This is a genomic window from Paenibacillus sp. Lou8.1, assembly GCF_024213565.1.
Lineage (GTDB): Bacteria > Bacillota > Bacilli > Paenibacillales > Paenibacillaceae > Paenibacillus > Paenibacillus polymyxa_B.
The window spans coordinates 207,134-224,117 of record NZ_JANAVN010000001.1 but is presented as its reverse complement, the minus strand read 5'-3'; the positions used below and the strand labels follow the sequence as shown (position 1 = coordinate 224,117).

12 protein-coding genes are annotated in these 16,984 nt (G+C 44.1%); all 12 read right to left on the bottom strand.

All coding sequences use genetic code 11. The annotated features are described in order from the left end of the window. Positions 1 to 54: 54 nt before the first annotated feature. Positions 55 to 1,275, bottom strand: coding sequence for a M14 family metallopeptidase (locus tag NLX78_RS01060; RefSeq protein WP_254349405.1), 1,221 nt, complete (start codon positions 1,273 to 1,275; stop codon positions 55 to 57). A 119-nt stretch (positions 1,276 to 1,394) separates the two neighbouring features. Then, complete coding sequence (gene racE / locus NLX78_RS01055) at positions 1,395 to 2,204, bottom strand: glutamate racemase (RefSeq protein ID WP_023987989.1); 810 nt, start codon at positions 2,202 to 2,204, stop codon at positions 1,395 to 1,397. A 208-nt stretch (positions 2,205 to 2,412) separates the two neighbouring features. Next, entirely contained in the window at positions 2,413 to 2,736 is a 324-nt protein-coding gene (locus tag NLX78_RS01050) for a YtxH domain-containing protein (RefSeq protein ID WP_061828623.1), read from the bottom strand. A 96-nt stretch (positions 2,737 to 2,832) separates the two neighbouring features. Continuing rightward, positions 2,833 to 3,480 carry a helix-turn-helix transcriptional regulator gene (locus NLX78_RS01045; protein WP_254349404.1) on the bottom strand — a complete coding sequence of 216 codons (648 nt, stop codon included), beginning with the start codon at positions 3,478 to 3,480 and terminating at the stop codon, positions 2,833 to 2,835. An 8-nt stretch (positions 3,481 to 3,488) separates the two neighbouring features. Beyond that, the gene (locus NLX78_RS01040; RefSeq protein WP_023987986.1) at positions 3,489 to 3,929 is read right to left on the bottom strand and encodes a DUF86 domain-containing protein; all 441 of its coding nucleotides are present in this window, start codon (positions 3,927 to 3,929) and stop codon (positions 3,489 to 3,491) included. Between the two features lie 24 nt (positions 3,930 to 3,953). Then, complete coding sequence (locus NLX78_RS01035; RefSeq protein ID WP_013309679.1) at positions 3,954 to 4,241, bottom strand: Dabb family protein; 288 nt, start codon at positions 4,239 to 4,241, stop codon at positions 3,954 to 3,956. A gap of 81 nt (positions 4,242 to 4,322) precedes the next feature. Next, entirely contained in the window at positions 4,323 to 4,748 is a 426-nt protein-coding gene (locus NLX78_RS01030) for a phage holin family protein (RefSeq protein ID WP_028542844.1), read from the bottom strand. A gap of 207 nt (positions 4,749 to 4,955) precedes the next feature. Then, entirely contained in the window at positions 4,956 to 6,092 is a 1,137-nt protein-coding gene (locus NLX78_RS01025) for a polysaccharide deacetylase family protein (RefSeq protein WP_254349403.1), read from the bottom strand. A 459-nt stretch (positions 6,093 to 6,551) separates the two neighbouring features. After that, positions 6,552 to 7,145 (bottom strand): hypothetical protein, encoded by a 594-nt coding sequence (locus tag NLX78_RS01020; protein ID WP_235308013.1) that lies wholly within the window; start codon positions 7,143 to 7,145, stop codon positions 6,552 to 6,554. A 758-nt stretch (positions 7,146 to 7,903) separates the two neighbouring features. Further along, complete coding sequence (locus tag NLX78_RS01015) at positions 7,904 to 8,554, bottom strand: hypothetical protein (protein ID WP_235308012.1); 651 nt, start codon at positions 8,552 to 8,554, stop codon at positions 7,904 to 7,906. A gap of 113 nt (positions 8,555 to 8,667) precedes the next feature. After that, the gene (locus NLX78_RS01010) at positions 8,668 to 13,650 is read right to left on the bottom strand and encodes an RHS repeat-associated core domain-containing protein (RefSeq protein ID WP_254349402.1); all 4,983 of its coding nucleotides are present in this window, start codon (positions 13,648 to 13,650) and stop codon (positions 8,668 to 8,670) included. Between the two features lie 14 nt (positions 13,651 to 13,664). Further along, positions 13,665 to 16,907 carry a hypothetical protein gene (locus tag NLX78_RS01005; RefSeq protein ID WP_254349401.1) on the bottom strand — a complete coding sequence of 1,081 codons (3,243 nt, stop codon included), beginning with the start codon at positions 16,905 to 16,907 and terminating at the stop codon, positions 13,665 to 13,667. Between the last annotated feature and the right edge of the window lie 77 nt (positions 16,908 to 16,984).

Genomic DNA, 16,984 nt, shown 5'->3' with positions numbered 1-16,984 from the left:
GTGTTCCTCCTAATACGCGCAAATGATTCGATACGTTTCAGTAGGCCGAATTTTTTACCATGACAGCACTGTTGCCATTAACATACCCACTTCTGCTGCAATATCATCGTAATCACGCATGGGCAGCGGATTTACACCTAGACCGACTTCAACGGTAAACCCTGGTTTACCAAATCGCTGTATAAACCAATCCTTGTACCCTGCATCGCTACCACCCAGTTTTACTGCCCGGTACCCTGTTGCGGCAGCTAGCCGTAAGGCCCAATCTCGGCTCTCCTTAGGCTCTAGATCCCGATAATTCCAATAGATCTCCTGTCCCTGACTGTGTATGGATAACACCATGTCGAACTGTTCGCGCTCCGTCAGATCGGCAAGCGCCTTGGACTCTGGTTCAGACAAAGGTGCAGGTCCTGCATAGTCTCGTCGAGACGGACCTGTTTTACCGCGTCTGCGTACCTCTTCTTCCCAATATGCCGGAAATTGATCGTTGAGGTCAACACCACGAATATTGGCCTTCCAACCGCGATAATCAGCACGTCCTTCATTCCACTTTTTGAGGTCATGATACAACGGATGAGTTGGGAGTACACCTTGTTGCACCAGCTCTACCCCATCCGGGTTGACCATCGGGACCACCCATAAGGATGTATGCTCCAGCAAATCCCGCGGAGAACCTCCATACACCCATTGAGAGGTCCCTACATGTTCTTCAGTCCCATCGATCCCTTGTGCATATTGCTCTATAAAACGCAGCAAACAAGGCGTCGTCAGCCATTCATTAGCATGAACAGAAGCATTGGCATGAATTTTACGCGTTCCCTGCCCAATACGTACATAAGGAATATCCTTCCCCATGACACTGGTGCCAATGCTGCCAACTTCAATAAATGGATATCTGTGGGCCAAGGACGCTAGGTCTTCCTTTAAATCTTCATATCCATACTCTCCACGTAATCGTACAATCTGATCCTGATGGTCTTCGGGAATAACAATTGTTTTTCCTTCCGTAAAATCATGCTCCGCAAGTCCTGGATTGGCTAGCCGTAACTCATCAAACTCCACACCAAACTGCTTGGCAATCTGTCTTGCATACTCACCAGGCTGAATAACGTATTTACGATCCGTAGACGGACGAATATATAACACTTGACCACTAATCAGATAGGGTTGCGTGGCGGCCCACGGATTATCTACGATTAAAGTATCCACCGATAGTTTAAAAGCCGAGGCGACCCGGTGCAATGTATCTCCTTTTTGAACGATATATTCCCTCATCTTACTACGCCCCTTCCATCTGCCTTACTGCATGTTATGCAGACGCGGCGTGTCTTGATGTAGCGAAAAGCAAAACAACCGACTTCATTTGTCCAATGACAAAAAAGTCGGTTGTCTCGTTAATCCAAATTGGTGACTTGCCAGACGACAGGCGTTTGGCGAATTTGCTCCCCGAGCCACTGTGCGGCAATGCGCTGGAACAATTCAGGATCGCCGGAACAAAAAAGCTGATGTACCGGCGTTTCGTCCCCAGCTTCCAACTTGCCTTTGTTATACAAAATGGTGCTCGTCTCACGCGCCGTTTCATCTGCCGAGCTAATGAGCTTTACTGCAGGTCCCATGACTTCTTGAATCGTTTCCTTCAAAAAAGGATAATGCGTACAACCAAGAATCAGACAATCAATCGGATACGTTTGAATAGGTCTCAATGTCTCCTCCACAACCTGCGATGTCGTCTTGGAGCGGAATAACCCTTGTTCCACTAATGGAACAAGCGCAGGACAAGCATGGCTCACCACGTCTACATAAGGAGACAATTGCTTGAGCGCAGCTGTATACGCTCCGCTTCGAATCGTACCGACAGTCCCAATCACTCCGACATGCCCGGTAGCAGTCGCGCTGATCGCAGCACGAGCCCCGGGGTGAATGACTCCGATCACCGGAATGGATACCTTTTGGCTTATATAGTCCAATGCCGCGGCAGTAGCCGTGTTACAAGCAATAATAATGACTTTCGGATCAAATTGGATCAGAAAATCAACCATTTGCTCTGTAAATTTTTTAACCTCTTCCGATGGTCGGGGGCCATACGGAGTGCGCGCAGTGTCTCCAAAATAAATGATTTTTTCCCGCGGAAGCTGACGCATGACTTCTTTTACAACCGTCAAACCTCCTACACCGGAATCCAATATTGCAATCGCTTGCTGCACGTACACACCGCTTCCTTTTTGTTCAAATATGAGTTGTTTCATCTCGGAAAGCTATCCGTTGCTACATACCTTATGTCGTATTCGTGTAAAAGGTACCCCAAAAGATTACCCTAAAACGAGGAAGTGATCAATAAAAAGGCTCCACCCCAACGGGAGAAGCCACGAATTCAAACTGTATTCAGTATTTCGCCTACGTTTTTACAGACCGTTACAGAGCATCTTTTTCCGTATCTTCTTGAACAGTCGCTGATGAAATACTAACCTCAGGAACAATTTCACCCTTTTTACGCCATTGCCCGATTTCATGAATGACGGCTGAGGCTGTCTCCTTAATTTTGTCAGTATACTCAATTGAGGTGTCTGAAATTTTCCCCGCTAGCTCCTGTCCCTTATCACTTACGTTGCGCGCCTGATCTGTAATATTCTGACGCAGCTCACGACCTGACTTAGGGGCAAATAACAAAGCAGCAACCGAACCAACAATGCTGCCTGCCAACGCGCCTCGGATAAAACTTTTGCAGTTCTCCTTCATCATCATCTCTCCCTTGTGCCCGGGCGAATGCCCATCTGTTAGTGCATTATAAGCATGGAGAGCTTGTCATGATACAGAAAACAAGCCTGAAAAGTTTTACTTTTTTTTAGAGCGGATACGATACAGGCAACAGCGACCCCCATCCGCTAAACAATCCTCACGAACAACCTCGGCATCAAGCAGCTCCTCAAACATTTGCTGCTCGCATTCACAAGCCTTGCGGTAACGGCCTGCAATTTGAGAGATAGGACAATTGTATTCCACAATTGAGTAGCTACCATCCTCTTCCTCGCTCCACTCTGCCATATATCCGGAAGCATTTTGGATGCCCGAAAGCTTTTCCACACGTGAAGCCAGTGTAGTCTCCCCCTCCATGTGAGGGGCGTAGCGCTTCATCATTTTACGTTTTCTACCATCAAACAGCGAGTAAACAGCTTCCATTCCCTGTTCTTCATCCAGCTCCTCTAACAGTTCCAGTAACAGATGATCATAATTACGAGGAAACTGCTCGCTTCCCTGCTCGCTCAGACTGTATAAAAACGTCGGGCGTCCCATCGCCTGTCTCACGATCGTAGCCACGATCAGACCATCCTGCTCCATCAATTTGAGATGCCTGCGCACTCCCATTTCGGTAATGCCCAATTGAGCTGCCAAGCTTCCGACGCCCACAGGTCCCTGGGTTTTCAATAATGTCATGATCATGCGCCTAGTGGGCATTTCGGGTACGATATACTTATCCGTCACTTTTGCCTTTACACTCCCTCGGGCTGGGGACCCAATTCCTTATTTAAATAATCATGCACGTTAGATGCAAAAAGCTCCAGCAACCCAGGCAGCTTTGGTGTAAGCGGGTGAAGGCTTGTCCGGTCCCAATGAAAGTACTCCTGTACTAGGGGTTTACGTAAGCCTACCAGCTCTACTAGCGAATGAAATACAGTATCATCCAGTACACCTTCCTCATGAATAATACCGATAATATCCTCATAGCTACTGGCGTCACGCATAATAAATCCGTCGATGATATAGCTTCCTACGTCCGTTACCGTCTCTATCGCCAGATGAAGGCAGCGCTCCTGCACTAGTCCCTGCAACAGATCGCCGTTCCAGGCAGCAGAAGTCTGGCGAAGTCCGGCGACAATGTCGGGAACAGCCCCTAGTCGAAGCTCAATTTGTTCCCGGTTGACATAATACAAGGTCCTGCACCTCCAGTAATCGCTTTAGATTTCATAATCAACTGCGATAGATACATCCTTCACTTCATTCATGTGTACAATAATTTCCTGGTGCACAGGGTGTACCTGGTACGTTTGCAAATCCTCCAGTGTTTCGACAACAGCGGTAAGGGAAATATCATAAGAACGTTCCGAACGAATCACATCCGTACCTACTTCGAGTGACAGCAGCTCTTTGATTTTGCCGTTCATACTGCGCAAAATGGATGCTGTGTGCTCAATGCTTTCAGGGGAGCGGTCTTTCAATTTGAACAAAACAATATGTTTAATCATGCGTATAGGCTCCTTATCTTAAAAATGTTCTCTTGAAAATTTTATCATAACGCCCCACATACGGAAAGAAACTTTGTAATTCTAGCGATCTTTTCCGCCATTTTTACCATCAGACTCCTTGTCCTTTAATAGGGCAAAAAAATTCTTGAGCTTCGGTGGGAGCGGCAGACCCATTCGTGAACAGTTTTCCGTAATAGAGATTAATTCATTGGATAAATAAAAATACGTCGCCGCCCCTTTCATGATTTCGGTACCCATCAGGAGATCCACGTGATGAGCCAAAGAAATCACCATTAGCATTAAAGCCTTTCTCGCCAGCCCCCAAAAGCCGGCTTTACTGCTCAAACCTTGCCCAGTCTTAATTGCTGCGGCGACTCCAGTCACATAATCAACAGCCATTGCAACCGTGAATAGCACCATTAGCTGATTCCAGCCGCCAAAGGCAAACGTAATAAGGGCTCCTGCGGTAGCGCAAATCATACTAAACATATTCGGATTAATATTCATACCTCTCCTCCTCTCGGGGCGGTTACTGTAATATATGCAGCGACATGGTAACCCGTAAAGTCATATGACCTGTGCATAGACATGAATTCATAGATTCATATAAAGCATGCTGCAAACTTCACAACTCCGAGCAAATACAACAAAAAGACACCTTTTCAACCACTATATAAATGGTTGAAAAGGTGCCTTTTCTTTCATGCTATTCAATTAACGATGATCATTCCAAAAATTAAGCGGAGTCATGTTATCATTCAACGGCTCGAACGAATAGCCTTCTTTCTGCAAAGCAGCCATGATTTGTGGAAGCACCTTGATCGTAGATGGCTTATCATGCATAAGAACGACTGGTGTTCTGCCTTGCTTTTTCAATCTTTTAATATCACTTAGGACAGTCTGTACAAAATGCTCTGGATTTTTAGTATAACGCCAATCATTGGAATCAATGTTCCAGTCCCAAATATGATAGCCTGCACCCGTCAGTTGATCGCGGTATGCTTTCTTCAAATATGGTTTGCTGCCATAAGGTGTACGAATCAAAGAAGTGCGTTTTCCTGTAGCTTTAAATAAAATTTCGTTATCCTGATTCATCTCTGCCAGTGCTGCTGCAGGGGATGCATAGATTTTCTTCACCTGATGCGTCATCCCATGCAAGCCCAAACCGTGACCCGCCTCTACCATTCTTTTCATCACTGCGCTATGTTGACGAATTTCAGGTCCCAGCATGAAGAACGTAGCCTTCGCATTATATTTATCCAAAATATCTAGCAGCTGTGACGTATGCGCCGTAGGACCATCATCGAAGCTCAAATAAATCGTACGACTGGAAGGCTTGGCATTTTCTGTGCTGCCTGTATTGCTAGTTTTGCCTGGCTTGACAGCTGCATACTGTTTAATTTCTATTGCGAATGTATTCAAAAACTGAGCATCAGACAAACTAGCATTTGCGTTCTGAATTCGATACAGATTACTTGTTGGAAGCGTAATAGTGAAGCCAAACGCATCGGTCAAAGTGCGAATGGGCACCATTGTACGATCTCCACGCTCGAACACATCCCCCTTGTTCAAATCCAGCGTAAAGCTGCGATTATGTCCAGTCAGTACCAATGTATTTCCGTTGGCCGAAGTAGAAATCCCCATCTTTTGCCCTAATGTAACGATAGGAACATACAACTTATCATTTTTCATTACGGGCTGAATGGTATTCGAATCTAGCAACACATCATTGACCCCCAGCAAAGGAGCCTTCGCTTGTGCACTCGCCGTATTCGTATGTATACCTAGCAAACCCAAACAACAGATTGCCATCAAGCATACAGCCATCCATTTTGCATTTAAAAGCCTCATTCATTACACCATCCTGTGCTGTATTTTATAATGTGCGGGAGCTATCTCTAGCTTGTCTATGAAGTTATACAGACATGACGATATAGACATGGCAATATAGACATTCACTCAACATATAGAACATAAACGCATATGAACCGACTGAACCTGACGTCTTTTCGTTCCCCCTATATATATTAATAGATTAACAGACTATAGTAGGTAAATATAGTAAAACAATTTGAAAACAATCTCGCAACCCCCCTGCCAGAGAAGGTTACAAAGTTGTGAATAAATCGACTGTGTTTAGAAGGATAAAAATGAAATGGATTGTATGCCTTCTCCTATGAAGAAGCTATATCCCCCAAATGACATAGTTAGGTTACTAGATTTATAGAATTATACGGAGACGCAAAAAAAAGCACCTGAAATCACCATAAGGAATTTCAAGTGCTTTATAATTTTGTTTTAAGTTACTCGTTATTTGGCTTCAGGAAAATTATCCTTGATTGGTGGGGTAGAGTCCCAGCTTATCAGTTTAATATGGTACTTATCAAGTAATTCATTTGAATTGGAAAATTGAGTGTTAATAGTCCTTCCATCATTTTCAAAAACCCTTCCATCTTTTTTAATGATAATGCCTTCTTGTTCAATAAATATAGAGTCAGCAACGGTTTGCTGATACTCGTCGGTGCTATCCAAATCACCCATATAGTACTCTGCAATCCCTGGATAATAGGATATTTCTATTCTGCTATTGACTTCTAGCACCGGTAGTAATCTATCTCCACCGGCTAATCTTTCCTTCCACTTACGATATTTGCCGCGAGCTTCATTTGAACCAATGCCATCATATTCGCATATTAAAGTATCTTGAATAACCTCTCGTTGCCCGTTAATTTCATATTCCAAACGAAATGGAAATTTCCCATATGTGATTTCAGGGTGTGAAGGATTAGGTTCTAATTGATTCCCTATGAATATTAGAAGCCAAGGTAAAGCAATGAACAATATGATTGCAAATATCAACAACAACGGAATGCTTAGATATAACAATATTTTTTTCACTTTCATTTATACCTCTTCTCCTTCAAAGCATTTATTACGGAGTCCATTTTATGGTTTCTGACCATTTGCCAAGCCTTGTATGCTTTAGAGTGCGTAAGTGCTTATCACTAAAAACCATATTTACCTAATGAAGGTACTGCAGGATTAAATGCAATGGAATTTTTTTATTTGCAACTGCATTTGCAGAATCATCATGGCATCTGAGTAACCACTGTTTGTGGGATATCATTCCCGCTCTCCTCTCCATACGCTAGTGTCTTTGTTAACCAGTGCATATCCCATCACCGAAAGGAAATGTCCACTAAGATCAATAAACCTCAAAGGGTTACTATTCACATACGCATACTAGTTCAAGCTTTAGGATTGCTAATACTCCGTCAGCATAATGTAGCACGTTCTGAAAGTTCTCTTAGGCCGTCTCTGTACCTCCCCAAGATATCGTAGCTGTGGCTATTCAGTTCCTTGCCCAAACTATCATTCTAGCCCTAGCAAATCACCGAGACCGTTGAGCTGATAATATAGCAATTGCCCGCTTGCCTTTTCTTGACCACAAATAACCGGACCCGACACTTCGGTTGCCGTTTTGATCGTAGACGTAGATCCTATTCTTTGTCCTGTAGGTTAAGTAACTAACCCGGGTAGTAAGCAGTTGATATTTTCATTTGTATTAAGGTTATTTAGTGATTTATTAATAATTCAGAACTAATAATGAAAAAAGACCACAATACGAAACTATCTCGTATTGTGGTTAAATAATTCAAATCCTACTTCAATACCTGTGCTGTTCCAGCTTCTACATCAATTAAAAAAACTCTCGGATCCATACCATACCTACCGTTGTTATGTTCATCCAATGTAGACAGCTCGTATTGATTCGGTACTTTTGTCGGTTTTAAAACACCCCAATCCCAGCCCTCGCTACCTCCAGTAGAGTAGATATCCCTTTCTGCTCTTATAACGATAGGGATGTTCACTTCTACTCCTGTTGATACATTTTTCAAATGTAATTGCTCCCGACTATTTCTTTGAAAAGGATTGATTAGATCAATACGATACTCGTATTTATGATCTGATGTTAATCGCACAGGATCACTTCTAACATCATCATATAACCATCCTCGTGTAGGAGTCCCATCAACCAAATAATAAGAACAAAATAATAAAGATGCCATCAATATCGCTGATACTAAATATTTCACACCATTAAATGGTGGCCATCCTTGCCATATATACGTTAATGATATTAATACGATAATAATAGACGGGACTCCAAATATGACTAATGTAGCAGTTGCCAAGATATCATGCCCACGTTGAAAGCCCCCTGTTGAACCTAAAATAAACCATATGAACGCCGCTATATTTATAACAATAGGAATCATCCATATTATTTTAAACCAAATAGGCATTTTCATTTCCTTCCCTCCAGTCTCGCTAAAATGTCACTAATATTGCAAAAATTTACATTTAAACGCTTTTAACAAAATATTTATCCCAAAATACATAATAAGCAAATTGTTTTTAGTAATTAGTACCTATTCTGATTCTTTTTATAACTTTCATATCTGGCTTTAGAAAAGTTGTGCCATAACACTCGTGGTTTTACGTATTTATCCAAAATATTAGGATTATTGTGCATTACAGAATGAGCTTCGATTCGATGGTTAGAATAATACGACGACAATTTAACTTTAACATTCTCAGCGCCACTGAATGTGCGCATTGCTTGCCCCAAAGCGTAAATACTACCTCCAAGTTCTTTTTGTACAAGATCATAATCATTGTATACATTAATGTGTTGTCCTACATCTGTTTTCAGCCTATATCCTCGTACTGGTGTTGCAATAGTAACAAGCGTTTCCACATGCATCCCACGTTTAGCCAAAATATTTATTGCCATTATAGAAACATTTCCTCCATGACTATGTCCCATAATTCTTATAGGTTCTTTCGGATGGTCTTTGTGCCAATTATAAATTTTAATTGCTATACGTTCTGCCCCCTCAACTCGTGCACCATTTCTATTTTTCCCGCTCCATTCCACAGTCTCGATCTGCTCATGGAAAAGTTCTTTTTCAATATACACCTTACTATCGTCCCATGTAGATGAATCAGCCCAAGTACCGTGAATTAGCCAAACTTTATGTCCACTTGGATCAATATACTTTAACGGATTATTATTTGCATACGCATACCAGTTCAAGCTCTGCGGCTCGTTTCTCTCGCCCTGATACGTATCTTCACCCATAAAACGCGCTGTGCCTGGATCGTACCAGCGAGCCCGTAGGTACTGGAGCCCGGTCGTGTCATCCCAATACTCGCCAGCATAACGCAGCACGTTCGGAACGGTCTCTTTGACCTTCTCTGGGCCGCCCCAGATATCGTAGCTGTAGCTATTCAGTTCCTTGCCCGAAGTATCACTTAGGCCTATCACATCACCATGACCGTTGAGCTGATAATATTGCAACTGCCCGCTTGACTTGTCCTGTCTGGCCCACAGTTGACCGGACAAGTCATATACGTAGGCGTGGGTGATCTTCGCTGTTCCACCTTCAACCTTGGCTTCTGCAATCAGCTTCGCTTCTTCGTCGTAGTAGTACCGAGTCGTTTTACCATCCTCCGTACGCTCGTACAGTAGACCGTCTCCATTGTAGCTGTATCTGACCTCTTTGCCTTCACCGCTCACATGGGTCAGACGACTGACGGAATCATAGTCATAACTGGCGTTTGTCATACCAAACACTTTGCCGCTGCCTTCGGTGCTTCGGTTTCCATTCGGATCGTAGCTGTAGGTCTTATTCTTCTCACCTGCGGCTTCGCTGGCGATTCGGCTGGACGGATCATATCCAAATTGATCCGTGGTTCCGTTTTGTGTACGTCCGATGATGTTTTTATTCCCATCCCGCTCATAACCAAATTGGTGCAGCGCCGTACCGTCTTGTTCTACCGTAACCCCGGACAAATCCAGTCCGTTGTAGCTGAATCGCGTACTCAATCCTCTGCTTGAAGACTGACTTTTCAGCAACCCATTCGGAGCATACTCAAATGTCATATGATCCAATGATCCGCCCGCAGCAGCACTCGCTTCTCCCAAGCTTTGCACATTTGCTATACCAGCCCCGGCGCTAATGTCCATTTGAGTAACTTGGCCCACACTGTCCAGCTTGGATTGAACGTGCATAGACGTGCCTGCTGCGTCTGTTAGCACATAGCCTGTACGAGACTGCTTATTGTACTCGTAGGTTATTTGTGTGCCATCCGGGTACTTCAGCCCGGTCAACGACCGATCTGCTGGATCATAGGCATACGAGGTCGTTCCCTGCCCATCTGTCATGCTGGTTCGGCGTCCCGCAAGGTCATAGGTATAATTGGTTTTAAAATCCGGTCCCGCCGCTTCGGTAACCAGCCCGTACGAGTTATATTGAAAGGTAATCGCTTGCGATTTTCCTGTCAGCATACGGGTGATGGTTCCATCCGTATCATAAATATTGAGCGTTGTTCCTCCGCTTGATTTTTCCAGTAACATACGTCTGCCCAGCTCATCATAGGAATACATATTCTTTTGCCCATCAGGATACTGAACGGTCTTCAAATTTCCGGCCAGATCATACATATAGCTGGTCTTTTGTCCAGATGGATCTGTGACGGAGGTCATTTGTCCCAGTGCATCGTAATCATAGGTCATACGTTGGCCGTTACCGTCTGTACGGCTAGTGACCATATCCGCATAATTATAAGCTAACGATTCCAGCGGCTGAAATGATCCATTTTTAGCTTCTTGTGTGGAAGTCACACGACCTAAAGCATCTGATACTTCACGCACACGATAACCGGACGCATCCGTCTGAGTAACAGTACGATCCACTGCATTATAAGTCACGGTGTCTGTTGTGCCATCCGCATAGGTCGTCTTCACGGGTCGTCCAAAGGCATCATAGGCATAGCGAGTGGTTGCTTGTTCAGCATCCGTGCTTTCTACCATATCTCCATGATCATCATAACCATATCCGTAAATCGCATCACCCACCTGCTGCTGGAGTATCTGTCCGAATGGATTATACATTCTTTCAGCACTTACTCCATCTGGTCCGGTGACGGTGACATCGTTCGTATCATCCTTATACACCACAACCGTCTGAGTTCCATTCGGATAAGTAACCTTCGTTACACGTCCCAAAGCGTCATATACGTAGGACTCTGTTTTGCGCTTGGCATCGGTTTGGGACTTGATTTCTCCAGTCGGATAGTAATCATACGTATACTCAACACCTTTAGGCAAAAGCTGTCTTGTTGGGAGCTGAGAACCATAGGGAGATTTATAATCAATAGAAACATCCGTATAGTTTCTGTCATCAATAAGAACTTTCTGACCACTTACATTCCCTTTTACATTGTAAAAAGTATAGGTATGTGATAAAAGCTTTCCTTGCTCTGTACCTTCATAGTTTTTCAGTTCATACAATGTACCCTCTGCTTTATAAGTTCGAACTGTCGTTCCAGTTTTTCCTTCACTTATTTTAGTAACCGTCTGGGTAGGTTGAACCCAGAAAAAAGGCTCACTAGAGGTTTTATACGTATGAACAGTCTCCAATCCGGTACTTTGGGATACTTTTAGTGGAAGACCATATTCATTGTAGCCATAGGAGGTGGTTACAGGTTCTGACGAAGAACCTCCCTCCGTATACGACTCTTGCATTTGCACAGGCAAATTCCAGTCCATGGCATCATTATATGTGTAATTTATATGATAGCCGGTAGAATCACCCTCTTGATCATAGCGGTTAAGAACAAGCTTGTCTGGTGTGTTATCTCCTCTAAAGACTTTACCAAAATGGAAGGTTTCTGTTGTACGCGTCCCTTTGGCAACCACCGTCCACTCAGCATTTTTGCCATAACTGGCTAGATCTTCTCCGGAATACGCGAAATCAATTTTATTTAAAAAACGATCGCCGGCAGTTGTACTGTACATATCAGCGCGTGAAGCCACCTTGAACACGCCTTGTGTACCGTACACGCCTATCTGCTTGTTATAGGCTTCATAGCGAATGTCTGTGATCGATGAAGTAGGTCGTACAATTCGTGTAAGCAACGCGGTTTCATTGGGCTTTAGGGCTCCAGTCTTTCCTTCACCATCTATGACCACATTAAAAGGAGCATCCATGAATGTATACGCATAGCTTGTGCTTCGGGAAAGAGAATCCAATACTTCTGACAGCACCTTGCTGCTTCCCTCACTACTTTGTCGATAGGTATACTGATGGTCCGTGCCTTGCTCTTTAACAACAAGCTGTCCAGCATTGTAAGTGAAATCAAGCTCTTTGCCATCATTGTTTCGAATCGAACGAATAAGCTTTGCTCCACCAGAACTTGTATAATCAAATTCCACTCGATTCTTATACGCATCCTGGATCAAAATCAAATAACCGTCCTGATCGAGATAATAGTTGTTTCCATTCAGTACTGCTATTTTGTATGCACTGCTTACTCCCTGCACACTTGCGCTTTGATCTGTTCCGATCTTCAGGTCTTTATATGCATATCCTTCAAGCTTCAAATCATCTCGCAGTTCATAGGAGCCTATTCCCGGAATATATAAATACCGTTTACCATCCTGTTTCTGCATATGAGGAAGATCCCATTTCCAGCCTCTCCCCAGACCAGAAGCTGCTTCTTCCTCGCGGATCGCACTTGTGTTTGTATACAACCCTTCATTTTGCTGCACACCAAGCTGGTTACTTGCCAATGAACTGTTATACACACGAGTCAGTGCAAAGGGCAATGATCCCGGCAGTACCAAATCCGTATTTTGAACAACGAGCTGTCCTGAAGCGGTGGACACACTGTTGTCACCATAATCCATTCCATAACGCGACGTATCATCACTCAACCTGCTTTGTGCAATCGCCACCTGATCAAAAGGAGCATACACATCTGTTGTAGCAGATACCTGCAATAAACTTTGTTTAAGTAAATCCTGCCCGATCAGTCCGTTTTCTCCTAGAGTCGGAGCATATACGGAATCATTTACTCGGGGTATAGATGGGATATCCATCTCAGTCGTGTTTGGAGCCGGCTCTTTACCCTCTTCCTTATCTAGTGGATGTTGAGTTGCCTTTTCATCCTGGGTGGTCTGAGCGGGCTTTTCGCCCTCCTTCAGCGCAGACGACTCATCGGATGGTTCCACCTTTGTATTTGTGCTCAATGTCAGTCCATTCTGCTGTACCCACAAGCTTGGACTTTGTTCTGGTAATGAATTTTCTCCACCATCTTTTTGCCATGCTTTATAAATATCATACAGAGTATAGCCTTTGGATAACTGTGCATTGACCCACGCCTGATCCTTACCTGTTTGCTCTGCAAGCCAAGCTCTGGTAATAATCTGCGGAGTAGAAGACGTAGAAGACTGAGAAGTTGCTGCCTCTCCACGACCTGCTTCTCCATATGCCCATGTGCTCCATGGACCCAGTAACATCAGCACACATAGTAGACTACAAATATAACGTTTAAACACTCGCTCACCCCTATTTAATTTGTAAAAGGAAATACCTTTTTCAGCCGCATACTGACGTTTCCGTTTACATCATAATTCAGCTCGATTTGATCTCCTGTGGAAAAAATAACTTTATTCAGTCGGTTCCCTTTGCCGTATTCATATGAAGTGTCCTTGCCAAGTGCCATATGGGCTGCCTTAATTACGGTTTGTAATGCACCGCCATTATTTTCTGACAGCTTCACATAAACCGTTTGACCTGCCTTCATCTCATACTCTAAGACCGTGTAATCCCAACCATATATTTGCGCTTGCTCAGTTGAGGAGACAAGCTGACTACTAAAATCAGGGTCCGTAAACAAGGTTACAATTGGCTGTTGCGCAGCAAAGTTTGATTTCTCCTTCACCGCAAAACGGTAAATTCCGTCTTCTTTGGGTGTAAAACGATATTTTCCTTGCTGACCTGCCGTAAAGTCAGCTTCCTTTTCTATGAGTTCAATGAGCTCGTCCAGCTTGCTGTCATCGTTATTTTTTACAGCAAATACACGATAAGGTGCTCCAAAGTTAACAGCAGGAGTAGTTGCTGCTACGGCGAGATGAATATTTCCGTTAGCCGGCACTTGCTGTTGAGTGTCTGTCGCCTCTTTATGTTCTCTAATCACTTTTCCAACACGATCTGCAACAGTGAACTGATATGTTCCACCCGTTGCTTTCGCATTCGTCAAAACAGGTGCTTCCTGGCTCCCGCGATTGATCCATACTTCCTGCTTGCCGCCAGACAAAGACGTTTTTAATAATGCTGGTTCTGTGCTTGGATCTGCTTTAATGTCATTGTTGAAATGAATGGTTACAGCTTGCGGCGAAGTGACGGTTACAACAAGCGTACCTCCTGCTCCAAGTGAGATTTCAGGTAATGAAACACTCATACCTGCTCTATCCACCTTGGAATTCACACCGCTATCTTCTCCATACATGGCATAGTCATAGAGACGGCTTGTGTCTGAAGCATCTGTGGTTAATGAGGAAGCCTGTGAGCCAATATTATGGAATACATAGCTTTCTCCCTGCTTGATGGTAACCTGATTGCCTGTTGGCACCTCGGCAGCCTCAACATCGAATATTCCTAATACAGCTCCATAAGTCACTGGCACATCCGAAACCGTCGTTACAATGGCATATCCACCAGCCTGTACCAACGGCAATTGAGTCGTATCACTGGCCTGACTGTACACCGTACCGTCTGCCTTGTAATTGATGTAATTCCACTTCATACCGCTGACTGAAATGACATCCAGAGCCTTGTCCAAAGTGCTTACATTGATAAATTTCCGGCTTTCACCGCGTTTCAATGTAATTCGATGGAAGGCTGCCTGTGCGTTAAGCATAGCCTCTACCTTACTGCTGTAACTAAAGGTGATTGGCCGATCGGATACATTGGTGACAATGGCTTCACCGCCTGCAACAATCTCTGGGTCCACTGTATTGTTGAAATGATCTGATGTCAGTAAACGAAGCCCTCGATAGCTTGCCGAATCAAAGCGTGCACTTCCACTACTTTTGTCATGCCGCAATGAATTCGATTTGCTATCATGATTGCGGAAAATGTACGAATCTCCTGGCTCCAGCGTCGTTTGCCCGATACCATTATCATCTTCGCTGGCCTTAAAGCTCCGATAGATACCACCAAACGTGATTGGCGTGTCACTGGTTACCGTCACACTGGCCTTTTTACCTGCACCAACCAAAAAGGTTGAGTTCCCGGTATTGCGCCTGGATTGCTCTGTACCATCTGCTTTGTACAGAACCACATCATATTTTCCTTTAACGGTTTTGGCTGTGCTGTGCAGATTCCTCAAATGATCACTAATATTGGTAAAAGCATAACTTTCACCTTTCGAAAGTGTTACCCGCAAGAAAGCAGGATGGCTACTCGTTTCCCAGGAAAAATCATCTGTATAGTCAAAGATAATAGGACTCGGACCGATCACAGTCACAATGGCATATCCCGAAGGCGGGATCATGGGACCAGACTGGCTGTTAAAACCAGAGGAATTTACCGTTCCATCCGGCTTGTAAATCGCATAGTCGAACAAGCTTCCTACCTTTTTTGAGTTATTGTAGATCGGATTCATTAGCGTACCATTATTGTGGAAAATGTAGCTCTTGCCCACCTCAAGCTCCACACGACTGATTGCATCACCACCCACAGGACGAGCAATAAAATTGCGATATGGAGCCCCGTATGTAACCGGATTTGCAGTGACCTGGGTAATTACCGCGTATCTGTCCACAGCAATCTGCGGCTTCGCCGTAGTGCCACTGCCGCGTGAAGCCTCTGTTCCGTTTGCCAAATAAACAACATAGTCAAGTTTATCTTTAGATGTACCGTCACTTTCCACCGTATCCAATCGGGTTCCCACATTGATAAATTGGTAGCTTTCCCCCTGATTTAGGGTAACCCGCGCATAAGCTGGCTCGCCGGTGCTTTCTATACTGTATTTGCCGTATGGAAATCCGAAGGTCACCGCATTGGCAGTGGAACCTGTAATAATCAGTTCCTCGCCATCACCCAAAGAGGGATGAGCAATGCTATTAAGATCAGATGCGGATAAAGTTCCGTCCGCCTTGTATTTTGCGTAATCAAAACGGCGATTGTCTGCATTTGACCCATCATGCTGAATCGAACGGGCAGTCCATCCTTCATTCACAATCCGATAGCTTTCATTTTTAGAGACCGTAACTCGCTCTAGTGCCGGGTCCTCCGATGTACTGTAGGTGAAGACGTCCGTTACTTTTACGGTTAATGCTGCTGTTCCTGTATTCGTAATAAACGCTGTGCCTCCCCCAGGAACACCAATGGGGCTAATGCCATAGTCCATATGGACAGTGCTGATGTCTCCGTCCTCTTTGTAACTTACACTATCGTACAAAATGCCTTTTGATTGAGAAGCGTTGCTATATATGGACTTACTGATCGTATCTGTATTCTCGAATTCATAGGTTTCCCCAGGTTCGATAACGATTGACGTATACTCCACCGTTGCCGCCAAGCTCATCATGAGTGCATTATAAACGCTGTTTGTTACAGAAGTTGGCGGATCAAAAGAAACTGTTTCATTAGTGATCTCCTGTTCCTTCTGTACCAAATCTGCTTGGTCCAGTTGCATTCCGTCCTTTACATCTTGTTTTTCCGCTCCTGCCACACTAGGCAAGCACAGCAAAGTGTTCGTTGCCAAAAGTGCCGTCAGAAACCATACCATTACCTTTTTACAAATCATCTAACTGTATAACCTCCCTTTCCCTCGTCAAAAAAATTGCATGTTGGGCTGCAAAAACCCACTTTTCTCTCTGTACA